Source organism: Flavobacterium erigeronis, assembly GCF_054075165.1.
On sequence record NZ_JBSKGP010000010.1, the window covers coordinates 246,062 to 271,454 of the forward strand.

The 25,393-nt window shown below is 35.4% G+C and carries 22 protein-coding genes and 1 tRNA gene; 14 read left to right on the forward strand and 9 right to left on the reverse strand.

All coding sequences use genetic code 11. The annotated features are described in order from the left end of the window. Positions 1-98 precede the first annotated feature (98 nt). The 3 genes from ACWA1F_RS19705 (at position 99) to can (ending at position 2,861) form a co-directional block, all read left to right on the forward strand. On the forward strand, positions 99-380 hold the full coding sequence (locus ACWA1F_RS19705) for a hypothetical protein (protein ID WP_456896287.1): 282 nt from the start codon (positions 99-101) through the stop codon (positions 378-380). 83 nt (positions 381-463) lie between these two features. Continuing rightward, positions 464-2,110 carry a SulP family inorganic anion transporter gene (locus ACWA1F_RS19710; protein ID WP_306160260.1) on the forward strand — a complete coding sequence of 549 codons (1,647 nt, stop codon included), beginning with the start codon at positions 464-466 and terminating at the stop codon, positions 2,108-2,110. A 115-nt stretch (positions 2,111-2,225) separates the two neighbouring features. Next, a complete protein-coding gene (gene can, locus ACWA1F_RS19715; protein WP_306160258.1) occupies positions 2,226-2,861 on the forward strand; it encodes a carbonate dehydratase in 636 nt (211 codons plus the stop codon). 43 nt (positions 2,862-2,904) lie between these two features. On the opposite strand, the gene ACWA1F_RS19720 is transcribed toward can, so the two are convergent. Together ACWA1F_RS19720 and ACWA1F_RS19725 are read right to left on the reverse strand one after the other, a co-directional pair. Then, positions 2,905-4,107, reverse strand: coding sequence for an LETM1-related biofilm-associated protein (locus tag ACWA1F_RS19720; protein WP_306160257.1), 1,203 nt, complete (start codon positions 4,105-4,107; stop codon positions 2,905-2,907). A gap of 109 nt (positions 4,108-4,216) precedes the next feature. Next, on the reverse strand, positions 4,217-4,744 hold the full coding sequence (locus ACWA1F_RS19725; protein WP_456896195.1) for a superoxide dismutase family protein: 528 nt from the start codon (positions 4,742-4,744) through the stop codon (positions 4,217-4,219). Between the two features lie 212 nt (positions 4,745-4,956). On the opposite strand from ACWA1F_RS19725, the gene ACWA1F_RS19730 reads away from it, so the two are divergent. The 4 genes from ACWA1F_RS19730 to ACWA1F_RS19745 all read left to right on the forward strand — a co-directional run bounded on the left by ACWA1F_RS19730 (position 4,957) and on the right by ACWA1F_RS19745 (position 7,435). Then, complete coding sequence (locus tag ACWA1F_RS19730; RefSeq protein WP_456896197.1) at positions 4,957-5,382, forward strand: META domain-containing protein; 426 nt, start codon at positions 4,957-4,959, stop codon at positions 5,380-5,382. Between the two features lie 4 nt (positions 5,383-5,386). Further along, the gene (locus ACWA1F_RS19735) at positions 5,387-5,899 is read left to right on the forward strand and encodes a DUF4251 domain-containing protein (RefSeq protein WP_456896199.1); all 513 of its coding nucleotides are present in this window, start codon (positions 5,387-5,389) and stop codon (positions 5,897-5,899) included. 46 nt (positions 5,900-5,945) lie between these two features. Then, entirely contained in the window at positions 5,946-6,866 is a 921-nt protein-coding gene (locus ACWA1F_RS19740; RefSeq protein WP_456896201.1) for a transporter, read from the forward strand. Positions 6,867-6,949: 83 nt separating this feature from the next. Next, positions 6,950-7,435 (forward strand): hypothetical protein, encoded by a 486-nt coding sequence (locus tag ACWA1F_RS19745; RefSeq protein WP_306160247.1) that lies wholly within the window; start codon positions 6,950-6,952, stop codon positions 7,433-7,435. A 52-nt stretch (positions 7,436-7,487) separates the two neighbouring features. On the opposite strand, the gene ACWA1F_RS19750 is transcribed toward ACWA1F_RS19745, so the two are convergent. The 7 genes from ACWA1F_RS19750 to ACWA1F_RS19780 all read right to left on the reverse strand — a co-directional run bounded on the left by ACWA1F_RS19750 (position 7,488) and on the right by ACWA1F_RS19780 (position 17,471). Then, positions 7,488-8,582 (reverse strand): glycoside hydrolase family 18 protein, encoded by a 1,095-nt coding sequence (locus ACWA1F_RS19750; protein WP_456896203.1) that lies wholly within the window; start codon positions 8,580-8,582, stop codon positions 7,488-7,490. Positions 8,583-9,109: 527 nt separating this feature from the next. Then, positions 9,110-10,900 carry an acyl-CoA dehydrogenase family protein gene (locus ACWA1F_RS19755; RefSeq protein WP_433832484.1) on the reverse strand — a complete coding sequence of 597 codons (1,791 nt, stop codon included), beginning with the start codon at positions 10,898-10,900 and terminating at the stop codon, positions 9,110-9,112. Between the two features lie 219 nt (positions 10,901-11,119). Continuing rightward, on the reverse strand, positions 11,120-12,301 hold the full coding sequence (locus ACWA1F_RS19760; protein ID WP_456896206.1) for a thiolase family protein: 1,182 nt from the start codon (positions 12,299-12,301) through the stop codon (positions 11,120-11,122). A gap of 90 nt (positions 12,302-12,391) precedes the next feature. After that, positions 12,392-14,782: a 3-hydroxyacyl-CoA dehydrogenase/enoyl-CoA hydratase family protein gene (locus ACWA1F_RS19765; RefSeq protein ID WP_456896208.1), complete on the reverse strand. Its 2,391-nt coding sequence runs from the start codon at positions 14,780-14,782 to the stop codon at positions 12,392-12,394. Between the two features lie 47 nt (positions 14,783-14,829). After that, positions 14,830-15,288, reverse strand: a complete 459-nt coding sequence (locus tag ACWA1F_RS19770) for a MarR family winged helix-turn-helix transcriptional regulator (RefSeq protein WP_456896210.1) — start codon at positions 15,286-15,288, stop codon at positions 14,830-14,832. A 220-nt stretch (positions 15,289-15,508) separates the two neighbouring features. Then, complete coding sequence (locus ACWA1F_RS19775) at positions 15,509-16,546, reverse strand: helix-turn-helix transcriptional regulator (RefSeq protein ID WP_456896212.1); 1,038 nt, start codon at positions 16,544-16,546, stop codon at positions 15,509-15,511. 307 nt (positions 16,547-16,853) lie between these two features. After that, a complete protein-coding gene (locus ACWA1F_RS19780) occupies positions 16,854-17,471 on the reverse strand; it encodes an HD domain-containing protein (RefSeq protein ID WP_456896214.1) in 618 nt (205 codons plus the stop codon). A gap of 303 nt (positions 17,472-17,774) precedes the next feature. Between ACWA1F_RS19780 and ACWA1F_RS19785 the strand changes: the two genes are divergently transcribed. From ACWA1F_RS19785 to ACWA1F_RS19815, 7 genes are all read left to right on the forward strand, one after another. Beyond that, the gene (locus ACWA1F_RS19785; protein WP_306160232.1) at positions 17,775-18,167 is read left to right on the forward strand and encodes a hypothetical protein; all 393 of its coding nucleotides are present in this window, start codon (positions 17,775-17,777) and stop codon (positions 18,165-18,167) included. Positions 18,168-18,338: 171 nt separating this feature from the next. Further along, positions 18,339-18,455, forward strand: a tRNA-OTHER gene (locus ACWA1F_RS19790). Positions 18,456-18,614: 159 nt separating this feature from the next. Continuing rightward, positions 18,615-20,855 (forward strand): hypothetical protein, encoded by a 2,241-nt coding sequence (locus ACWA1F_RS19795; protein WP_456896217.1) that lies wholly within the window; start codon positions 18,615-18,617, stop codon positions 20,853-20,855. Between the two features lie 306 nt (positions 20,856-21,161). Next, positions 21,162-22,583 (forward strand): RtcB family protein, encoded by a 1,422-nt coding sequence (locus ACWA1F_RS19800; protein WP_456896219.1) that lies wholly within the window; start codon positions 21,162-21,164, stop codon positions 22,581-22,583. Between the two features lie 611 nt (positions 22,584-23,194). Continuing rightward, a complete protein-coding gene (locus ACWA1F_RS19805) occupies positions 23,195-23,992 on the forward strand; it encodes a TatD family hydrolase (protein WP_456896221.1) in 798 nt (265 codons plus the stop codon). 12 nt (positions 23,993-24,004) lie between these two features. Further along, on the forward strand, positions 24,005-24,562 hold the full coding sequence (locus ACWA1F_RS19810) for a hypothetical protein (RefSeq protein WP_456896223.1): 558 nt from the start codon (positions 24,005-24,007) through the stop codon (positions 24,560-24,562). A 37-nt stretch (positions 24,563-24,599) separates the two neighbouring features. After that, complete coding sequence (locus ACWA1F_RS19815) at positions 24,600-25,316, forward strand: DUF434 domain-containing protein (RefSeq protein WP_456896225.1); 717 nt, start codon at positions 24,600-24,602, stop codon at positions 25,314-25,316. The last annotated feature ends 77 nt before the right edge of the window (positions 25,317-25,393 follow it).

A 25,393-nucleotide genomic window follows, 5' to 3' on the forward strand; every position in this document is an offset into this window, starting at 1 on the left:
AGCAGAATGGGGTAAAAAATCCATTCTGCTTTTTTGTTTGTGTTAAATTTCTATAAAAATCTCTTTGATTTTATTTGTTTAACGCTATTTTTGCTTTGATGAAATTTGTAGCCCGCATATTATTATTCATATTTATTGCCTTCTTATCGACCCCGACAATTGTTCAGGCGATTAAGAAAGGGAATAGTACGGCTATATCTTTTAGCATTGCTGAAGAAGAAGTGCACAAAGAACTTAAAAATGTAGTTCATCCCACTATTTTAGAACATGAAGTTTTGATCCCGGTTTACATCGAGAAAAAAACGATCATTTCTGAAAACATTGTCAAACTAGACAACATCTCTCCGAGCATATTTGCTCCACCACCTAACGTAGCATAATACTTCCGATTATTTCGAACTTTAGCCGCATTTCTATCGAGATGTGGTAAATCTTTAATGAATAATTTTTTTAGTATTATATTATGACAAAAAAAATCAATCTTTTTGCCAACCTTAAATCTGATTTTGCTTCAGGTTTAGTGGTTTTCTTGGTGGCTCTTCCGTTGTGTTTAGGTATTGCAATGGCTTCTGGAGCACCATTATTTTCTGGAATTATTGCTGGTATAGTGGGTGGTATCGTTGTAGGATATTTAAGCCAGTCACATATTAGTGTATCAGGTCCAGCTGCTGGGTTAACAGCTATTATTTTAACCGCAATTACCGATTTAGGAGCTTTCGATGTATTTTTAATGTCTGTTTTTATTGCTGGATTAATTCAATTAGCATTAGGATTTTTAAAAGCTGGAAGTATATCGAATTATTTTCCGACAAACGTAATTGAGGGAATGTTAGCTGGTATCGGAATCATTATCATCTTAAAGCAAATACCGCACGCTTTTGGTTATGATGCTGATTTTGAAGGAGATCAAGCTTTTGTTCAAAACGATGGAAGTAATACTTTTTCATTTCTGTTTGATATTTTAAATCATATTCATTTAGGAGCTGTAGTAGTATCTGCGGTTTCGTTGGTGATTTTATTAGCTTGGGATAAAGTTCCATTTTTAAAAAGAATAAAATTGGTTCCGGGAGCACTTGTTGCTGTTATTGCTGGTGTCATTTTAAATGAGATATTTCTATCTACAGGAAGCACTTTGGCAATTGCAAAAGAACATTTGGTTTCTTTGCCAGTTCCAAAATCTTTTGATGATTTTAAATCGATTATAATTACCCCAGACTTCACTGCTGTTACAAATCCGCAAGTTTGGGTAGTGGGTGTTACGATTGCCATTGTCGCTTCTATTGAAACGCTTTTATGTATTGAAGCTACTGATAGAATGGATGTGCAAAAGCGTTACACTAATACCAATGTAGAGCTTAGAGCACAAGGTGTTGGTAATATTATAAGCTCTCTTTTAGGAGGTTTGCCAATGACATCTGTAGTTGTAAGATCTTCTGCCAACAATAATGCAGGAGCAAAATCTAAATTGTCTGCTATTATTCACGGTATTCTTTTATTAATAAGTGTATTGTCGATTCCAGTTATTCTGAACAAAATTCCATTGGCAACATTGGCGACTGTTTTGATTTTGGTCGGATATAAATTAGCAAAACCAGCAGCCTTTATGCATTTTTGGAAAAAGGGGAAATACCAGTTTGTCCCTTTTATTGCAACTTTGGTCTTTGTCGTTGCGACAGATTTGCTAAAAGGTGTTGCGCTGGGAATTGTTATCAGTATTATTTTCGTTTTGAGAGGAAACTTAAAAAGAGCTTATATTTTCAAGAAAGAAGAATATGAAGATGGCGACATCATTCATATTGATTTAGCGCAAGAAGTTTCGTTTTTAAATAAAGCGGCAATCAAACAAACTTTGGCTGAAATTCCAGAAAATTCTAAAGTGATTATTAATGCTCATGATACAGAATACATTTCACATGACGTTTTGGATTTGATTCGCGAATTTAAAGAAACACGTGCTCTTGATGAAAATATAAAAGTAAAGCTTAAAGGCTTTAAAGAAGCTTACGAACTTGAAAATACACCCGAAAATCACAATCATGTTACTATTGAACATTATTATGATGTTGCCAAAAGAGAAGTGGTTAAAAAAGAAGTTGTTAGAGAAGAATAATTAAAATTAGGTGTTTTTAAGGCCTTAGAAATGTCAAAATTTAGGTAACTTTACATCAAGTTCTTTATTTGAGACATTCTTAAGAAGGAGAATTACCAAACAAAAAATAAAAAAAATGAGAAAATTTTATGAGCAGTTATTAGAAAACAATAAAAAGTGGGTTGAAACTTCATTAGCAAAAGATCCTAATTATTTTGCTGATTTGGCAAAAGGGCAGCAGCCACCATTATTATGGATTGGATGTTCTGACAGCCGTGTTCCTGCAAACGAAATTGTTGGTGCAAAGCCAGGTGAAGTTTTTGTTCACCGTAATATCGCAAACATGGTGGTGCACTCTGATATGAACATGTTAAGCGTTTTGGATTATGCTGTAAACGTTTTAAAAGTAAAACATGTTATTGTATGCGGACACTACGGATGTGGTGGTGTAAAAGCAGCAATGGGGCATCAGTCTGTTGGAATTATCGACAACTGGCTTCGTCATATTAAAGATGAATATCGTTTGCATGATAAATATTTAAATTCAATCGAAGATGAAACAGAGCGTTTTAATGCTTTTGTTGAAATTAATACCAAAGAACAAGTTTACAACTTAGCCAAAACATCTATCGTGCAGAATGCTTGGAAAAATGGCCAAGATTTAATGCTTCACGGATGGGTTTACGGATTAAATTCAGGTTTTGTAACCGACTTAAATGTGAATATTGCTTCTAATGATGAGCTTGATGAAGTTTACCAATTAGATCTTTAATGGTTTAGATAAAAAAATCGCCCTCTATAAAGGGCGATTTTTTTTATTCGTTTTCGTCTAAATTCTCATTAAATGCGGAAGGTAGCATTGTTGGGATAAACTTAATTAATATCGGCAGCAGTAAACTTCCGCCTGGAAGCAAAAATATCGTTAACGACGGAATGGTTTTACAAATATCCAAAAGCTGTTTTTTGACTTTCTTCTTTTCTTTTGCATCCAAATCTCTCGTTGTAGAATAAGCCAGCAAAACCATTAATTCTTTACTTTGAACAATTTCTTTAATCAATCTGTTTTTGTTTCTAATAATCAGTTTTACAACGCTGTGCGTCATTTGATCATAGAAATGCTTGACAGGATTCGAATAATTAAAGTATGGAATCTTCTTTTTATGTGTTGTAATAAAAGTATTGGTTGTATCCATACTCTTAGTTACAAAATCGTCAGAAACGCCCATAGTCGAGCCTAAGGAATATAAGAAATATGATTCTTCATTTTCGACAACCCCATCGCTCCATAAAGCCATTCCGGCCATATCAAGTAAATAAAATTGTTCGAGTTTATTGGTAAAGTAACCTAGATTTAGGGTTTCTAAAGTTTCAACGGTAACTTTTGAAAATTTTGAATAACGTATAGAAGCTTCAAAAAGTTTGATTAAAAGATCGTCGTGCTGAGATTTAGATGTTTTGGTTTTTAAAGCCAGACCGACAATTCCCAGAACAGTTTCTTCAATTCTCTTTAAATATTTTTCAGGAATTTCTCCATGTTCCAAATATTGTCTGAAAGCCAAAACATCAATAAACAATAAAGCATTGGTTACTAAATGCGAAAAGTTCTTACTGATGATGCTGTCATTGGTTTGAACCCTCTGGTCAATAATATTTTCCAGCGATAGAGAAGGAGTGTCTTTTGGCAATAAAATCTTGAACAAATTAAATCCTTCTGGATTCATCTGTTTGTAAAACTTTAAAACTTCTGAAATAAAATTTTTGGGTTCCGAATTTCTTTTCTCTAAACAAAAAACATGATAAAGTGTGTTAAGTAAGGCTACTTTAGAAATTTCGGTTTTAAACCAGCCGTTTATCGAAATCGGAATTTGAGAATCTATAGCAATAATATGCCCGTAGATAAATCCCGTTTCTCTTACTTTATAGTAAAACGAATCTACAGTTTCAAAAGGAATAGCTTCTGAAAACTTCTGTTCACTAAAAAACTTATCGATCCAGCCTGGTGCTGATGGGTTAATCATGGACTTAATTTTGCTGATGCAAAGCTATGCCTTTTTCTTGTTTTAGAATTCATTTTAAAATGAAATAACCACTAGATTTTGTTAAAAATAGTGGTTATCTCCGTTTTTCTTATTTAATGATTCCTGCGCAAGCAACTCTTCCGCCGGCATTTCCAGTTGGCTGAGTGGTAAAATCATCTGCACCTGAATGTACAATTAAACCTTTGCCAAGAACGTCTTTGTTAGAATCTCCACAACCTACGCACCATTCGTCTGTTGTTAAAGTTATCGTTCCGTTACCTTTTGCATCAGCGGTAAAGTTTCCGATATCACCTTTATGATATTCTGCAACTCCCCATTTTCCGTGTTTTTTGAAAGTTGGATTCCAGTGACCTCCAGCAGAACTTCCATCGGCAGCGGTACAATCTGCTTTTTCGTGAATGTGGATGGCATGAACTCCAGGTTCTAATCCTGTTATTTTTGCTGTAAAAGTTACTTTACCGTTTTTCTCAACAAAAGTAGCGGTTCCGGCAACTTTACTATTGCTTTTTGGTTCTAATGCAACAGTTAATGTTTTTGCATCGTTTGATTTTGTATTGGTCTTACAGCCAATTACTAAGGCTGAGATTATAGCGAAAGAAACAATTAGTTTTTTCATGTCTACGGGCATTTTAGTTAAAGATTAAGTAAATTTAACATAAAATAACCGAATTGATTGACTCAAAAAGTTAAAAAAAAGTCAAACTATACGTTATAATTTGATACCGATTGAGTTAAAAACCGAAAATATTGTTTAAATTCGTAAAGGTTTTTAACGAATAATTTCTGAAAACCATTTATCTAATTCGCTCACATTTAATCCTTAATGTTATGATGAAAAAGATTCTTACCCTCGTTTTTTTTAGTTTGTTTTTAATTTCCTGTAAGTGTAAAAAAGTAGATTCAGTTTCGAAACTGGATGGAACTTGGGAGCTGAATTATATTTCGGGTCCTCGAATTGCTTTTGATGGATTGTATCCGAATAAAAAACCTAACATAACTTTTGATACAAAAGAAAATAGGGTTTCTGGCAACAACAGCTGTAACTCATACATAGGAAAACTGAATGTGACTGGAAACAAAATCGACTTTACACAGCCTATGGCAGTAACTAAAATGATGTGTCTTGATGGTCAGGGCGAACAGACTTATATGAGTACACTGCAGAAAATTACCTCATACGATATTACTGATGATGGAAAAACGCTCAATTTTATTTCTGGAGACATTGCAATGATGCGTTTTACTAAAAAGTGACATTATGAAAACGGCAGCATCTCTTTTGGTATTTTTAGTAAGTGTCTTTAATTTTTCAGTTACGGCACAGGAAAAAACAAAAAAAGAACTCAAGCAAGAAAGAGAACTAAAAAAGCAAAATGAAATTAAAGCACTTCTAGATGCTCAGAATTTTGTTTTTGAAGCTCAAAAAACAACTCCACAAGGCGGAAGGCTAATTCAGCTAGATTATAATACTTATTTTTTAAAGTTTAAAGCTGATACTGTAACGTGCGATCTGCCATTTTTCGGACGAGGTTATAATATTGGATATAGCACCGATGGCGGAATAAAATTTGAAGGCAAACCACAAAACATTAAGGTTGAAAATAAAAAGAATAGTACAATGCTGAAAGCAACCGTAAGAGGAAAAACGGATGTTTACGATTTAATGTTTTCTATTTTTTATAACGGAAGCGGTACCCTTTCTGTCAATAGCAATAATAGGGCGCCAATTAATTACGATGGAATAATTTATGCCCCAAAAACTAAAGAATAAAATGTAGAACTGTGTATTTGTTTGATGTCTAATTATTTCCCTTCATATGCAAAAAAAGATTTCTAGGTTAAATTATAGTAAGTTACAATTTGTTTTAGTTTTCTTTTTAGGGATTTTTTTAAATTACGGTCAGGATTTAGAACCGAGAGTGTATGCAAATGTGGCAAAAGATTTGAATGTTGTCGCAACGGGATATGTTTTTATGAATGGCAATGTGTTAACAGACCCTTCGCTTCCAATTACAGATTTTACACTTCACAGCCATAATTTTGCAGTCAATTATATTCGAACATTTGGTTTAGCCAATAAACTGGCGCGTGTGCAGATTGTACTTCCTTATTCTTTTATGGATGGCTCGCAGACCAGAACAAATGGAGATGTTCTAACAGGATCGAGAACGGGTTTTGCAGATATGAAAATTCGTTTCGGAATAAATTTACTGGGTTCTCCAGCACTTGATAAAACTGAATTTAGAAGTTTTGAACAAAAGACTATTTTAGGAGTCAGTCTTGTGACTTCTATTCCCACAGGGAAATATTACGATGACAAGCAGGTTAATATAGGTACAAACCGTTGGGGATTTAAACCAGAAATTGGAGTTTCTAAACGATTTACGCATGTATATGCCGAAGCTTATGCTGGAGTTTGGTTTTATACCGATAATAACGACTTCATGGGAAAAAAGTTAGAGCAGAAATCTACCTATAGTTTGCAAGGCCATGCAAGTTATTATTTTAAAAATCACATGTGGATTGGATTTAATACTACTTGGTTTTTTGGAGGAAAAACAATTACTGACGGTGTTTCAGATGACAGTCAGATTGATAACTGGCGTGTAGGAGGAACTTTTTCTACTCCAATTGCAAAAGGCCAGTCAGTTAGATTGCAGTATCATATTGGCGCCTATACCAACAACGGATTAAATTATTATGCCTTGTCTGCCGTTTACCAATATTCATTTTTTTAAAATTTGCTAGTGGGTTAATGTGTTTAAAATCAGTATATTTGAGTATGCATATATTTTTTAAAAACAAATTTAAAATTAAAACTATGAAAAAATTAAGTCTTATTCTTATCATGGCGGCAGCCTCGTTTTCATCTTATGCGCAGTCTTCTTATAAAGAAGATTTAGAAGTGGTACAAAGTGTGTATGGAAAATCTAAAAGCGAACTGGTAAAACAGTACATGAATTTATCTGACGCACAAGCCACAGCTTTTACTAAAGTTTATGATAATTACGAAACCTCTCGTAAAGCTTTAGGCCAGACGAAGTTTCAACTGATAAATGATTATGCAGCAAATTACGAAACGCTAACCGATGCAAAAGCGGACGAATTGGCTAAAGCTACTCTAAAAAATCATATTGATTATGAGAAGCTTTATTCTAAAACGTATAATCAGGCAAAAAAAGCGATTGGCTCTATAAATGCGGCTAAGTTTATCCAGCTTGAAGTGTATCTTCAGACGATCATTAGAAGCGAAATTTTAGAAGCTATTCCGTTTATTGGAGAAATGGATAAGAGTAAGGTACAATAATCAAGTACTATCTATAAAAGAAAACGGGAATCATTTGATTCCCGTTTTTTTATTATTTCTCTGTTTTTACTTTGTAAATCTCATTTACCATTCCGTCGTGGAAACTGTCTAAAGTAAGTTCCCAGAACATGATTCCGCCTAGTTTTTTAGCTTTAACATATTCTGCTTTAGCTTTAATCGATCTTAAATCATCTGATGTTGCAAAAGTTTTTGTACTTGCATTGTACCAATATGGAGCTTGTGCTTTTTCGTCATAAAAATATTTCCAACCGTTTGCTTCTGTATAGGTTGTAGCATAGTTTTTAAAATCAACACCTTGAAAGTGTTCGCCAGCTTGATACAATCCATTGTTGATATTTTCTACATTTTTCCATTGTCTAGTATAAAATGCACCTCCAATAACTAATTTTTCAGCTGGAACGCCTGCTTTTAATAAAAATTCAACTGCTCTGTTTGTAGATTCTTCTTTTGGATTTGTGCTGTATAATGGAGTATGATGTCCTGTAACTTTAGAATATCCGTTTACTAAATCGTAACTCATAATATTAATACGATTTACAAAAGGAGCAACCGCTTTCCAGTCGATAGATTCGTCTAAACATTTTTGGAAACCTCCTGCAGCAAAACTCAATTCATATTTTATGCCTAAAGTAGAACGTAATATTTTGATCAATTCAGTAAAGTTAGGTTTGTCAGCAGGTTGGTATAAATGCCCAGGAAGTCCTTCAATAGATGGATATTCCCAATCTAAATCCAAACCGTCAACTTTATAAGAATCGCTTAACGCTTTTACAGATTTTGCAAATTTCAATCTTCCTTCAGCGGTAGAAAAAGCTTCTGAGCAAGGTTCGCAACCGCCCCAGCCACCAAGAGAAACGATAATTTTTAATTGTGGATTTTTCGCTTTAAGCGAAACTAATTTTTTAATCGTAATAGAATCTTTAGGAGAATCTACCGTTAGTTTTCCGTCTTTTAGGTGGCAAAAGCTAAATATGATCTGATTTAATTTATTGACTTCATATTTGTCAATTAAATCAGCATCACCTGTGTAATAAGCAATAATGTCCATTTTTTTGTTTTTCTGTGCAAAAATATTGCAGCTTGCCAGACACAAAAAGAAAAGAGCAATTAGGTTAATTTTTTTCATATTATGTTGTTTTTAGTTTTTTAGAATGCTAAAAGTAAAGTATAATTTTGATATTCGCTATTACAGATAACCTTAAAACATAATTTTAACGAATTTTTTGCAAATCGATGCAAAAATATTGCGACCTGAATTTTAAACCATATAAGTGATATAAGTTTATTTTTTTACGGCAAAGAGCGCAAAGTATTTTACTTATAGATTTTATGTAGGCGCATAAAGTTCGCAAAGATTGTATTGTAGAGACGCACCGCAGTGCGTCTACGCAAAGTATGTCAGGTTCAGTATTCCGTGCCAAATTTCATAATAAATATTTTTCATTTGTTTGCGGTAGAACAAACGAGCCCAATCTATGTGTAAAAATCTTTGCGCTCTTTGCGGTTAAAATAACAGCTATTTAATCGACACAAAAACTTAAATATTAACTTACATCACTTATATGGTTTAAAAAAGAAAGAAAAAAAATAAGCCCGCGCAGTTTCGGACTTGCGCGGGCTTAAACAAATTAAAAGCTAAAAACTATTTTTACATTAGAAGCAGTATGAATTTTCTGCAACTAATTTTTCTGCGATTTTTTCTCTTAACGCTACCACATTTGGCAGGTTAGTGTATTTTGTGAAACGTTTAAGTCCCATTAACATCATACGCTGTTCGTCTCCTTCAGAGAAAGAAGCAATTCCTTCTTTTCCTCTTAAGTTTACGATATCAACCGCTTTGTACAAGTATAATTTTGCCATAGCAATTTGCTCCTGAACTTTATCTTCACCTTGCGATTTAGCTAATTTTTCCGTTCTCAAGATTGTACTTTCAGCCATATAGATTTCGATTAAGATATCAGCAGCAGCCATTAATAACTGTTGGTGAGAATCTAAATCTGGACCGTATTTTTGAACAGCGCTTCCAGCAACCATTAAGAAAACTTTTTTCAAGTTAGCCACGATTACTTTTTCTTCTGAGAATAATTCAGAGAAATCTGGAGTATCAAAAGATGGAATTCCCATTAATTCTTCTTGAACTTTCATTGCTGGTCCAAGTAAATCAACGTGTCCTTTCATTGCTTTTTTGATCAACATACCTACAGAAAGCATTCTGTTAATTTCGTTTGTACCTTCGTAAATACGAGCGATACGAGCATCTCTCCAAGCGCTTTCCATTGGAGTATCTTCAGAGAATCCCATTCCACCGAAAACCTGAATACCTTCGTCAGAACAGTTTTGAACGTCCTCAGAAACAGCAACTTTCAAGATAGAACATTCGATAGCGTATTCTTCAACACCTTTTAATTCTGCTTCCTGATGAGAAGTTCCTTCTGCTTCGCGGGCAGCGATTCTGTCTTCAATATCTTTTGCAGCGCGGTAAGAAGCACTTTCACCTGCGTATGCATTAGTAGCCATTTCAGCCAATTTTGAACGGATAGCTCCAAAAGATGAAATAGAAGTGTTGAACTGAATTCTTTCGTTAGCATATTTTACAGCGCCAGAAGTAACTCTTCTTTGAGCATCTAAACAAGCAGCAGCCAATTTAATACGACCAACATTCAAAGCATTCATAGCGATTTTGAAACCGTTTCCTCTTTCAGATAACATGTTTTCAACTGGAACTTTTGTTTCGTTGAAGAAAACCTGACGAGTAGAAGAAGCACGGATTCCTAATTTATGCTCTTCTTCATTCATAGAAATTCCGTTTGAAGGATCGTTTTCTACGATGAAACCTGTAATATTTTTATCATCTCCAATACGAGCAAAAACGATGAAAACACTGCAGAAACCTGCATTCGAAATCCACATTTTTTGACCTGTAATAGAGTAGTATTTTCCGTCATCAGATAAAACTGCTTTAGTCTTTCCTGAATTAGCATCAGATCCTGCGCCTGGTTCCGTTAAACAGTAAGCTCCAAACCATTCTCCAGAAGCCAATTTCGGAACGTATTTTTTCTTTTGTTCTTCAGTTCCGTAAAGTGTAATTGGCATTGTACCAATTCCTGTATGAGCACCAAATGCTGTAGAGAAAGATCCAGTTGCACCAGAAATGTAATCACAAACCAACATGGTTGATACGAATCCCATTCCTAATCCGCCGTATTCTTCTGGAACTGCAACTCCAAGAAGTCCTAATTCACCCGCTTTACGCATAGATGATTCTGTATAAGCGTAATCTTTTTTCTCAAAACGATCTTTATGCGCCCATAATTCTTTGTCTACGAACTCTTTTACAGAGTCACGCATCATTAACTGCTCTTCCGAGAAATCTTCTGGTGTGAAGATGTCTTCGCATTTTGTTTCTTTTACTAGGAATTGACCTCCTCTTGTTTTGTCGCTCATGACTTATGTTTTTTTTTGTTTTAGTATCTTTTTATTTTTTTTGTGATCCCAGAAGGATTCGAACCTTCGACCTACACATTATGTTTTTTGTCCTCAATCTTGTCATTTCGACGAAGGAGAAATCTTCGCAAGTAACTCTACAAAGATTATCAGCTAGGCGGATAATTGTCGTGGAGATCCCTCGTTCCTCGGGATGACAAACAGAACGAATACTTTTCTTTACAACACTTCGTAAATCCCTGCGCTTCCTTGCCCAGTTCCCACACACATAGAAACAATTCCGTATTTGTTTCCACGACGTTTCATTTCATCAAATAACTGAACAGAAAGTTTCGCACCCGTACATCCTAGAGGGTGACCTAATGAAATTGCGCCACCGTTTACGTTTACGATATCTGGGTTTAAACCTAACTCACGAGTAACGGCTAAAGCCTGAGAAGCAAATGCTTCGTTCAACTCAATTAATTCAATATCATTCAAAGTTAATCCAGCTTGTTTCAATGCTTTCGGAATTGCTTTTACCGGACCGATACCCATAATTCTTGGCTCAACTCCAGAAGAAGCAAAGTTTACTAATCTTGCGATTGGCTCAAGGTTTAACTCTTTTACCATGTCTTCGCTCATGATTAAAACGAAAGCAGCACCATCACTCATTTGAGAAGAGTTACCAGCAGTTACACTTCCGTTAGCAGCAAAAACTGGTCTTAAACCTGCTAAAGCTTCAACAGAAGTTCCAGCTCTTGGTCCTTCATCTTTATTTACAACGTATGATTTTGTTTCTTTTTTACCATTTTCGTTAATGAAAGTCTGCTCAACCGTAATTGGAACAATTTGTTTGTCAAATTTTCCTTCTGCCTGCGCTTTCAAGGCTTTCATGTGAGAATTGTATGCAAACTCATCCTGATCTGCTCTCGAAACGTTGTATTGTTTCGCTACCGCTTCGGCAGTTAAACCCATTCCCCAATAGTAATCTTCGTGACCTGCAGCCGCAACTTTATAATCCGGAGTTGGTTTGTAACCTCCCATCGGAATATAACTCATACTTTCTGCACCACCAGCGATGATACAATCTGCCATTCCAGACTGGATTTTAGCAGTCGCCATTCCGATTGTTTCCAATCCAGAAGCACAGTAACGGTTTACGGTAACTCCGGGAACGTCTTCTACTTTTAATCCCATAAGTGAGATCAAACGACCAACGTTAAGTCCTTGTTCTGCTTCTGGCATTGCATTTCCAACCATAACGTCGTCAATACGTTTTTTGTCAAAATCAGGCAGTTCATTCATCATAAACTGAATGGTTTCTGCAGCTAATTCATCAGGACGTTTGAATCTAAAAACTCCTTTTGGTGCTTTTCCTACCGCTGTACGGTAAGCTTTAACTATATATGCTGTTTTCATTTTTTTTGTTTTTTAAGATTTAGTAGAGGCAAGAAGCTAGAGGAAAGACAAAACATTGTTTTGAAGTCTTGCTTCTTGCATCTATTTTTTCTAATTACGAAGCGGTTTTCCTTTAGTTAACATATATTGAATTCTCTCCAATGTTTTTCTTTCTGTACAAAGAGACAAGAAAGCTTCACGCTCGATATCTAATAAATATTGTTCAGAAACTAAAGTCGCTTCAGATAAATCACCACCAGCCATTACGTAAGCCAGTTTGTTTGCGATTTTCTTGTCATGCTCAGAGATGTATTTTCCAGCTTCCATTTGATCGGTTCCAACTAAGAACATTCCTAAAGCTTGTTTTCCAAGAACTTTAATATCTGTTCTTCTAATTGGCTGTGTATATCCAGCTTCCGCCATTAACAACGCATGTTTTTTAGCTTCTGCAATCTGACGATCTTTGTTAACTACGATAATATCTTTTCCGTGTTGTAATAATCCTGTGTCAAAAGCCTCATAACCAGAAGTTGAAACTTTAGCCATTGCAATTGTTAAGAAATACTCTTGAAGAACATTCAGCTCCACATCGTTTTTACGGAATAAGTCTGAAGCTCTTAAAGTCAATTCTTTAGAACCACCACCACCAGGAATTACACCAACTCCAAATTCAACTAATCCCATATAGGTTTCAGCCGCAGCAACAACTTTATCAGCGTGTAAGCTCATTTCGCATCCACCACCAAAAGTCATTCCGTGAGGTGCAACTATAACTGGAATAGAAGAGTAACGAACGCGCATCATAGTGTCTTGGAACAATTTGATTGCCATGTTTAATTCATCATATTCCTGCTCAACAGCCATCATGAAAATCATTCCGATATTCGCTCCAACTGAGAAATTAGCCGCTTGGTTTCCTATAACTAAACCTTGGTGTTCTTTTTCAGCTAATTCAATTGCTTTATTGATCGCAGAAAGTACATCGCCACCAATTGTATTCATTTTAGATTGGAATTCTAAGTTTAAGATTCCGTCTCCTAAATCTTGGATAATTGCGCCACTGTTACTCCAAACTTTTTTGCTTTCGCGAATGTTATTCAGAATAATAAATGAATCTTGTCCAGGAACTTTAGTTTGAGATTTTGTCGGAATATTGTAGAAATACGTAGCACCTTCTTTAACCGTATAGAAACTGTCGCTTCCAGAAGCCAGCATTTCATTTACCCATGCAGCAGGCTCTAAACCTTCAGCTTTCATGATTTCAATTCCTTTGGCAACGCCGATAGCATCCCAGATTTCGAATGGACCATTTTCCCATCCAAAACCAGCTTTCATGGCATCGTCAATTTTGTATAATTCGTCTGATATTTCAGGAATTCTGTTTGAAACATAAGCAAACATTCCAGCGAAACTTTTTCTGTAGAATTCTCCCGCTTTGTCTGTCCCTTTTACTAAAACTTTAAAACGATTAATTGGTTTATCGATAGTTTTAGTCAATTCAAGTGTTGCAAAATTTGCTTTTTTCGCAGCGCGGTATTCTAATGTATCTAAGTCTAAAGAAAGAATATCTTTATCTACTTTTTTATAAAAACCCTGACCAGTTTTAGAACCAAGCCAGTTGTTTTCCATCATTTTGTTGATGAAATCCGGAAGTTTGAACAATTCGTGTTGTTCGTCAGTTGGGCAGTTTTCGTAAATACCATTGGCAACGTGTACCAAAGTATCTAATCCAACAACGTCAACGGTACGGAAAGTAGCCGATTTTGGACGGCCAATTACTGGACCAGTCAATTTATCCACTTCTTCAATCGTTAATCCCATTTCTTTTACAAGGTGGAATAAACTTTGAATTCCGTAAATACCAATTCTGTTTCCAATAAACGCCGGAGTATCTTTGGCAACAACCGAAGTTTTTCCTAAGAATTTAGATCCGTAATCGGTTAAGAAATCAAGAACTTCTTTTGAAGTTTTTGGTCCCGGAATAATTTCAAATAATTTTAAGTAACGCGCAGGGTTAAAAAAGTGCGTTCCGCAGAAGTGCTGTTGGAAATCTTCGCTTCTTCCTTCGCTCATAAAGTGAATCGGAATACCAGAAGTATTAGAAGTAACCAAAGTTCCCGGTTTACGGAATTTGTCGATTTGTTCGAAAACTAATTTCTTAACATCCAAACGTTCTACTACAACCTCAATAATCCAGTCCACATTAGCAATTTTTGCCATATCGTCTGTTGTATTTCCAGTCGTGATTCGGCTAGCAAATTTCTGACTGTAAATAGGAGAGGGTTTCGATTTTAATGAGTTCGCCAAATGGTCATTTACCAAACGGTTGCGAACGGCTTTGCTTTCAAGCGTTAATCCTTTTTTAGCTTCAGCTTCTGTCAACTCGCGAGGTACGATGTCAAGCAGTAAAACTTCAACACCAATATTGGCAAAATGACAAGCTATACCTGAACCCATGATTCCGGATCCAATTACAGCAACTTTTTTAATTGTGCGTTTCATATTTGTTACTTGTTTGTTTGTGGTAGAAAGTGAACAGCTTTTAAAGACTATTCCTTTTCTACGTTTTCTGTTTGATTAAAAATATTTTTATCGTGAATCAATTCATTAATGATTTCAGAAACCTCAATAAAATGATTTAACTTTTCGTCTGATACGTGTTTTCTAACGGTCTCATTAAACTTCAAAACCGTGTTTTTAGAAAGCTCTCTTTTTTCTTTTCCAAATTCAGTCAGATAGATCAAAACGCCTCTTCCGTCGCTTGGATTTTTTTTGCGAACAATCAAACCTTTGTCTTCCATAGATTTTAATGTTCTGGTAAGGCTTGTAGCTTCCATTCCCATTCTTGGTCCCAAAGCCGTTGACGGAGTTCCTTCTTCCTTGTCAATACTTAACAGAGCAAATCCGGTTGCCATTGTCGCATCGTATTTTGCAGCCTCTTCATTATACATCCTAGAAACAGCCTGCCATGTTGCTCTCAAAATATAATCTATCGTTTTGTCTTTCATAGGTAACTATATCGATTTCAAATATAATCAAAAAATACTATGCATGCATATTATTTTTTCATAAATTTTTGGTTAGTTAAAAAATCCCTTTGATTTATAGGGGTTTGTGGTTTATTTATTTTGAAATATACTATTCTTTTTTGAAATTTTAACAATTTAAACAGCTTAAAAATATCTTTGCAGTATTTATATTGGTTTTAATTCTGGATAATTCAAAAAATCATGCATTTAATTCAGTATTGTCTTTTGGCTCGTATCTCGAAATTGAGTTTTGAAGAATCTTTCTCATACGATTTCGTAAATATTCAGGACGTAAAATTTCAATCGAATCGCCAAAACCCAGTAACAATCTTTCCATTTCATAATTAGGAGAAATAAAAAGCTGTACAATAATACTGTGATCCTCATTTTCTTTAATTAATTTCTGCGAATGATGCAGTGGCTTGGTAATTACATAAGGTGCATTAGAGGCATCAATCCAAAGTTCGATGCGTCTCGGCTGCAAACCAGAATTTACTGTTACACCTATAATATCTTTATAATAGGATTCGGCATCAAAATCTTCTTCTATATAAGGAAGGTTAAAATCGTAGTCTATAGAAACGATTCTGTCCAAAGCCAAATTCGTAATGGGTTGCGATTGTTTTTTCTTTCCAATTAAGAACCAGCGATTGTTGAATTCCTTTAAAATAAAAGGATGAAAATGAAATTTGGTTTCTTCTCTCGATTTGAATGATTTATAAGTAATAATTAGAACCATTTTTTTGATAATCGCCTGATAAATTTCGTCCAAATAGTGAAGCCCTTTTAAATTTTCATTTTTATCCAAATAAATAACAGGTTTGGTATGCGATTTCTCCGAATAGATTTTATCTTCTAAACGCTGTAAAATATCCGATACATCGCTGAATAATGAGAAATCTTTAAACTGTTTCAGCATCGAAACCGTTTCGGTTAAAACATTCATATCCGTTTCCGTCAGCGGAATATCGGTTATCGAAAAATCTTCGTCTTCGTATTTATAATACTTTTTATCGTAAACGACAATTGGCGCATTATAACCCAATTTTTCACTGCGCATCATCTGAATATCCATCTGAATCGTTCGTTTGCTAATCGGAATTTTGCGTCCTTCATATTCTTCTAAAGCCTGAGAACAGCACTCGATTAAATCTTCCAATGTCCATTGCCTGTATTTATTCTGCAGACATTTGTCAATGGTTTTGTAGCGGATTAGGGCGTTTTTGTTTTGTGACATACGTTGTGTTGTTTTTGCTCGCAAAGTCGCGAAGGCGCAAAGATTTTTTGTTTCACGCAGATTAAAAAAGATTTATGCAGATTTAGCAGAATTAATAAAAAAATCTTTTTAGATCTGCTCAAATCTGTAAAATCTGCGTGAAACAAATCTTAATACTCTTTGAATTAAAAAACTTTGCGCCTTAGCGTCTTTGCGAGATTAATTTGTCCTAGTATATTATGGGCGTGTCCCTCCGGGTCGGGCTGTCCACTATATCTTTTGTGGTGAACCCCACCACAAAAGGATGCCGTTCCCATCCCTCACGCGTTTACGTTGTTAATAAAGAAATCTCTTTTTCAATATTTGCTCTAGCTTGATCTTCATATAAACTTCGGAATTGATCCGTTTGAAAAATAAATTCGTATTCCAAAAAATGTTTCAAAGCTTTTGCGCGTCCAGGTTTGTATAGAAAATCAGGATAAATGCGATATTCTTTTCTAATTTGTTCAAAATAGATTTTATAGTCTTCCCAATCTTTGGCGAGAATTTTCAAATCAAAATCAATTAGCCAATTAATGTCTTCATTTGCATTATACGCGTGATGCTGTGTCGCGCAAATGGCATCAAAAACTAATTTTTTGTTTAGACTACTTTTTTCACCCAAAACAGACAAAGCATATTCAGCGCTTTTGAGTTCATTATCTTTTTTCGAAGCCGAATACACAAAATCATGATAAAAAATAGCAAATAATATTTCGTTCGGATTTTGAAGTTGATCTCGATACTCTTCAAAACTGGTAATCATTTCCTGTAAATGCGTCAGATTATGATAATGCCTTGATTTTTTGCAATATGCCTTTTCTAAATCCAACCAATTCTGCTGAATTTCATTTTCTGAAAAGCCAATAATAAGAAGTAAATCGGTGTAGATTTTATTGAGATTCATATTGTGTTTTTTGTTTAAGTCGAATGAGAAGCTCTGGAAGAGCGAAATATTTATAGCCAATTTTTCATGATAGAATCAAAAGCTCCAGCGGAGCGACATTTCCGTTTTTATGCTTATCAATAAATAGGTCACCCCGCTGGGGTTCTTGAAATAGAATTCGCAATAACTACAAATATGCCGTCCCTCTGGGACTTATTCGCTTTTGATATCAATTGTTTTACTCAAATTTAAAATTCTTTTTTTACTGCGCAAAATAATTGCGTAGTGGTTTTGAAATCTTTGTTCTATCAAAATGAAACAATTATGAGAACTATAAAAATTTACTGTATAGAATGTGAAGTTGAGTTAACTCAAGAATTATTGGAAATTCCTGAAAAGGATTTATGTTGGGATGAGAATAAGGATATAATGCCGAAAAACAATTTTAGTATTGTTATTAATGGTCAATCTAAAAACAAATCTATTATGGTTTCTATTGATAATTATAATTTAAAAGACCATTCCGATAAATCAAGATTTCTTGGATGTTGTGGAAGTTCAAATTTCAATAGTTTAAATAAAGTATGTGTATGTGGTAATGAAGTTGCTTCAGAGATTTCAGATTGTTGGTTGAGTCATTATATAGAATTCAATTTAAATAAAGTAATCATTAAAGAAAAAACACAGGAAAACTATTTTAGAAAAATTATATTGTAAGATTTAAATTTTACTACGCAGAATAATTGCGCACTAGTTTAGAAATCTTTGTTCAGAAATAAAAACAAACGTTCATAGAAATAAAAATATAGATAAAGCAGGTCAAGTTTAAGTTACTTCTAGAAACCTTTCCACGATTTATACTTATGCGATTATCTCTTTATTTAAATTGAAGCAGTAGCTCAGCGGTAGAGCAGGTAGTTTTGAAATTATCCTTCAAAGGTCAATCCAAACTTACTTCTTACACTTCTAATGTCCATGTCGTGGGTTCGAATCCCATCTGCTTCACTAAAACGAGGGTCAAGATTAACTTACTTCTTCGGGGAAACCCACCAGATATTATTAGTTGGTCAATTACACTCCAATTTCAGGTCAAGTGTTTCTTACTTCAAAACTCTTTTAGGTAGAACTCAGAAACACCATTATCTAAATTTTAAAAATTAAAAAATGAAAACAAAAGAACTATTAAAAATCAGTTTACGTCAAAATGCAATTTTCATTCCGTCAGAAATGATTTCGAATGAGGCTAAAAATTTATCAGGAACAACATCGGTTTTAGTGGCCAATGTTTCAAAATTGGGATATACGTTTTCAGAATCGTTATTGCAGGCGCTAAACAATGTAAATCCAAAATATAAAATTGAAGTTTTAGAAGTTCTGAAAGAAGTCTTAGGAACGGATAAAAACTGGACGCCATTGGTAAAAGAATGGAATGTGCCAACAGGAGAATCTGTTGTAGATCATATCATCACGTATTTTTCAAATATTTTCCAAACTAAAAACGGAACAACTTTACAATGTGGACATATAATTCCAGATAATACTTTTCCATTAGAAAGATACAACGGCTGTCCGTTCTGCGGAACTCCGTTTGAATTTGGTAAATTGGAGAATATCGGTCAAGGAAGTAAATTAAAAGTGTTGGAATTATGGAATGATAAAGATTTAAATGATTTCTATATTTCATTATTACAATCCAAAACCGCTTTAGACGCAACTCAGATTGATAGTTTAAAAATTGCGATGCAATATTTGGCTTTGCCGAAAACAGACGTTGCTATGAAAGAAACTTTAATGTTGGTAATCGATCTTTTGATTGAAAACGATAATGAAGATCTGGCTTCTCAATTTTTGAAAACACCAACAGATATCTTGCGTTATTTGTGGTATAAAAACACAGGTTTATTGCAGATTATTGAGCCAAAAACAATTATCAAAAGAGCGTCTAAAAACAATCAGCATTTTCATTATGCATTAGATACAAGTGCGCAGGCAAAAATTGCATCTCAAAAAGATTTAAAACTTAAATATTCTCGAAAAGAATGTTTGATGGTGGCAAATTGGTTAAACAACATGCAAATGGATGTGGAAACAATGTGCGAAATCATGCATCCGAAACGCGGAATGTGGGTTCGTTTTATCCGTGCGTTGCGTTTGGCAGAATACAGCAAAAGAAAAGGATTTGAGAAATTGAATTTTTTAATGGATGTATTCTACAACCAAGTGTATGATGTTTGGCAAAGCAAAGTGAATTCGTCACGATTAAAATTTGATGCCGATAAAACATTTGCTTTATTGAAACAGCGTCCAGGATTATTTGCCCGTTCGTTATTCTCGAATATGCTTTGGTTTGGAGCCGATGAAACAATTGCTCATTTCGAACAAGTGATCGATAAAGTTCCAGCGAGATTGGTGTTTACTTTAAATATGTATGCACAAAACTACTTTGATGTAAACATGCAGAGAAGTGTGAAACCTTTGGGCGGAACAAACAAACGTGTTGGATCAAACCAATTGTTGAAGTTGTACGATGATGCTCAGTTGGAAACAATGAAAAATCAAATCGAAGAATTGACTATTTTGGCTATGAAAAAACGATTTGCATCGGTTTCAAATTCAAATAAAACGATTTATATCGATCCGCAATTGTACAATATGCCAGTTTCGATTGGTGATAGAAGTGAGACTGTTCAGGATTTGCCAGTTGCTTTAATGGGAACACGTTTTCCAGTTGAAGGAAACGAAGTGCGATTGTTTATGCAATGGGGTAAAGATTTGCCAGCGCAACATTTAGATATGGACTTGAGCTGTCATATCGCATACGAAGACCGTTCAGATATGTGTTCTTTCAGCCGATTGACGACTACGGGTTGTCAGCATAGTGGTGATATCAGAAGTATTCCGAATAAAATTGGAACGGCTGAATACATCAATATCAACATCGACGAATTAGCGAAAGCTAAAGCAAAATTTGTAACTTTTACTTGTAATGCGTACAGCAACGGAAGTATCACGCCAAATTTGGTCGTAGGTTGGATGAACAGCAAATATCCGATGAAAATTTCGGAGAAAACAGGTGTTGCGTACGATCCGTCGTGTGTAGATCATCAGGTTCGTGTGACGCAGAATGTTGCCAAAGGTTTGGTTTTTGGAGTGTTGGATGTAGCCAAAAGAGAAATCGTTTGGTTAGAGATGACTTTCGGAGGTCAGGTCGTAGGAGGTTTGGATTTCAAAGGAGTTCAGGCTTTATTGGCAAAATTGAGCAGTAAATTGAATATTGGTAATTTATTAGAACTAAAAGCGGAAGCCCAAGGTTTAACGATTACCGATGACGAAAATGCTGATGAGGTGTACAACGCGCAGTGGGCTATGAATGCTGCTCTTGTTACACAGTTATTAATTGATTAGAAAAAGTGACAGAGGTTCAAAGGAGCAAAGTGCCAAAGGTTTTGTAGAGGCGGACAGCTGTGCGTCTCTTTAATGTGCAGTAAAATATTTCACGCAGATTTTGCTGATTTAAGCAGATTTCGCAGATTATTTGATAAATCTGTGGAATCGAAAAAAATATCAAAAGATTTATTAAAAAAAATCCTTTTAGATCTGCTCAAATCAGCAAAATCTGCGTGAAACTAATAACTGCGCAAAATAACTGCGCAGCAGTAAAAGACCTTTGGCACTATGAAATTTTGACCCTTTGTCACTAAAAAAGAAACAATGAAAACACAAATAAACGGTACAGATATATTAGAATTAGGATTCCCTGAAGGAAAAATAATTGGGATTGCCTTAAAAATGAACAGCAAAAGAAACGGATTTACTCGAGAAGAAATGATCGAAAAATATAAAAACGTTTTAGAAGCTCCGGAAAATTATATAGACGATAAAGTGTTCAGCAAACTGGCTGTGGCTTTAATCGAAAAATCGAATGAAAAACCAGAAGATTTTATTGCTTTAAACCAAAATCCGAATGCGTATTCTGCTTACGGATTGGATCATATCGAAGACGGTGCCAGAAAACAAATGGAAGTCGCGATGAAACTTCCTGTTACGGTTGCAGGCGCTTTAATGCCCGATGCGCACCAAGGTTACGGATTACCGATTGGCGGAGTTTTAGCCACTAAAAATGCCATTATTCCGTATGGTGTTGGGGTTGATATTGGGTGTAGAATGGCTTTGTCGGTTTACGATATTCCAGAAGATTTTTACTTTGAAAACGAAGCTAAATTCAAAAAAGAATTAATTGCGAATTCTATTTTTGGAGCGGGTCACGGATTTCACGGTCAGTACAAATCAGATCATGCGGTTTTGGAGAACGAGACTTTCAATATGAATCCGTTTGTGAAGAACTTGAAAGATAAAGCCTGGTCGCAATTAGGATCTTCGGGTGGTGGAAACCATTTCGTTGAATTCGGAATCATGGAATTTGCTCAAGACGATACGGTTCTGAATATCCCAAAAGGAAAATATGTCGCTTTGTTAACGCATTCTGGTTCTCGCGGAATGGGCGCAACGATTGCCGGACATTACACTAAAATCGCCAAAGATGAATGTAAACTTCCAGAAGTGGCGAGAAATTTGGCTTATTTGGATATGAACTCACAATTAGGTCAGGAATATTGGATGGCGATGAATCTGGCGGGCGATTACGCTTCGGCTTGTCACGAGATTACCCATAACAAAATGGAACGTGCGTTGGGCGCGACGATTTTAGCGAAAGTCGAAAACCACCATAATTTCGCCTGGAAAGAAATCTGGAACGGCGAAGAAGTGATCGTTCATAGAAAAGGAGCAACCCCAGCGGGAAAAGGCGTTATGGGAATCATTCCAGGAAGTATGACAGCACCGGGATTTTTGGTGAGAGGAAAAGGCGAGGAGAACGCTATAAACTCCGCTTCGCATGGAGCAGGAAGACAAATGAGCAGAACTCAAGCCATCAAAAACATTACTCAAACCGAAATGAAATCGATACTGAGAGATCATGGCGTTACGCTAATCGGTGCAGGTCTGGACGAAGCACCAATGGCGTATAAAGATATCAACATGGTCATGGAAGCACAACAAGATTTGGTTGACGTTGTCGCCAAGTTTACACCAAAATTAGTGAGAATGGCGGATGATGGAAGTAAAGAAGATTAGTGGTCAGTGGTCAGTTTTTTAGTGTTCAGTGTAGAGGCGCACTGCAGTGGGTCTCACGCAAAGTATGTTTCACGCAAAATGAATAAAATAAAAAATCTCGCAATCCCGATAGCTATCGGGAGCAGAGGCGCAAAGTTTTTTTGCCACAAATTGCACAAATTTCGCTAATTTTTTGCCACAGATTAAAGGATTAAAATGATTTTTTAAAATCTGCATAATCTGCTCGATCTGCGGGAGAAAACTTTGCGACTCTGCTCTCACGATAGCTATCGGGATTGCAAGATGAATTCAGCACAGAGTTTTATTTTAAGTAAGATTACATCGTATTGTATGTCATCCTGACGAAGGAAGGATCTCCACGAGTAGCTCGACAAAGATTGACATACGTTGCGGAGTTTCTTGCGGAGATCCTTCCTTCGTCAGGATGACAAAAAATGAGAAAAACTTTGCGTCTCTGCGCCTTTGCGAGATTAATTCAACACAAAGTAAAAATAAAAACTTTGTGTCTTAGTCCCGATAGTTATCGGGATGGCAAATAAAAAATAACCGTTCCAAGAGGAAAAAAAAGCTTAGCACCTTAGCCTCTCAGAACCTTAGAACCTTAAAAAAAAATGACATATATAGATATCGGAATTAATTTGACAAACAAACAATTCCAAAACGACATAGACGATGTCGTACAAGACGCGGTAGATGCCGACGTTACCCAAATGATCCTCACGGGTACAAGTGTTAGAAACAGCGAAGAATCTGCTAAAATTGCGAGGCAATATCCAGGCGTTTTATATGCGACCGCAGGAATACATCCGCATGATGCGAAGAGTTTCGATAATCAGAGTATTTCGAGGCTTCGGAAGTTATTAGAACTCAAACATGTGGTTTCGGTAGGCGAGTGCGGACTCGATTTTGACCGTGATTTTTCGCCTCGAAACAAACAGGAAGAATGTTACAGAGCCCAGCTCGAATTGGCGATTGAAGTTCAGAAACCATTGTTTTTGCACGAAAGAGCCGCTTTCAGTTCGTTTATGAATATCACAAAAGACTATCTGCCGAAACTGCCCAAAGCCGTTGTGCACTGTTTTACGGGAACTTTGCAAGAAGCTAAAACCTATCTCGATAACGGATTTTATCTCGGTTTTACGGGAGCGATTTCAGACAGCAAACGTTTCGCACATTTAAAAGAGGTCATTCAGTACGTACCGCTCGACAAAATGATGATCGAAACCGATGCGCCGTTTATGCTTCCGAAAAATGTACCCAACAGCCTTTTGAAGAAATACCACGAACGCCGTTGCGAACCTGCTTTTCTGCCTTACGTTGCGGGAACCATTGCACAGTTTAAAGAAATTGCTTTGGATAAGGTTGCGGAGGAAACGACGAGGAACTCTAAAAGGTTTTTTGGGATTTAAAATTCTAAAAGTTTGTATAGATTTACAGAAAAAACAGCAATGGAACAGGAAAATGAAGATTTCAAGATACTCACAGATTATATATTGTCAATTAAATTTATGCAACGATTTGATTTTATTGACTTTGTTGATTTTGATTCAATTGAAGATTGGGCAATACAATTAATCAATTTAGGATGTGAGAATGAAGCTGTTTGTACCTTAGCTACTTTTTATAAGCCTATTAATCCTGATGAAATTATGCCTTATTTAAAGCGTACTTTTTTAGAATTGGATTTAAAAGAAAAGGAGGGAGATGAAGCAGAAACATGTTATGCACGATATCATTTTAATAGAGTTATAAAAGGAGAAGATGTGGAAATAAATTCATTCTATGCTGCAATATTCTGTGATGGAGATGGTCGAAAAACACATCCAGACGAGGAACTTGATTTTGGTGTTCTTAGTGAAATTTGGCTCGACATGAAAGATGATGCTGATTATTGGTATAAAGGAGTTAACATTAGCAATATTGAGCAAAAAGTTATAGAAAAGGCTAAATGGTGGTTAAAAAACAATCCAATAAGTTAAAATATTTATGACTCAATTGAAATAGAAAATCGTATCGATGACAAATCTCAAAAACAGAGGAAATGAAGCTAGCGACGATGCTTTGTTTGGAACAGCAAAAATCCAGTTCAAACTAAAAGAGGCCGTAACCGATATGCACTATTTTCTGAGCAGAGGTTATGGCGAAAAAGCAACTTTGGTTTTGGTTGGAAACCGTTACAGGCTCAATGCACGTCAGCAACAAGCCGTTCGCGGAATGAGCGCTTCTCAACAACAGATTGAAGACCGAAAAGCAAAAGAAATTGAGAGTCAGAATCTGGAAGGGAAAGAGATTTGTATTGATGGATTTAATGTTCTCATTTTGCTCGAAAGTATATTGTCTAATGCCTATGTCTTTCAAGGTCAGGATGGTTTTATTCGTGATTTGTCGAGTGTTTACGGAACCTATAAAAAGGTTAAGCAAACTTCTCAGGCGATTGAAATGATTGCTGATTTTTTTAGAAAAGAGAAAATTAAAAAAGCACTTTGGTTATTTGATAAACCCGTTTCAAACAGCGGAAAATTAAAACAAATGATTGAAGAAATTGCTTTAAACCATAATTTGAATTGGGAAGTGCAATTAGTAAACAATCCAGATAAAGTAATAGCTGAAAGTAATTACATAGCGATAACTTCAGATGCTTGGATTTTGGATTATGCTTCTGCTAATTTCAATTTAATGAAATATATACTATCGCAAATGAGTGTAAAAGAAATAGTAATATGTTGTGAATAAGAAAATTAAACACAATCCAGAGAAAAGTTCATCGGATTTTTAGAAGATTTCCTGGAAGAATAATTTTTAAATAATTA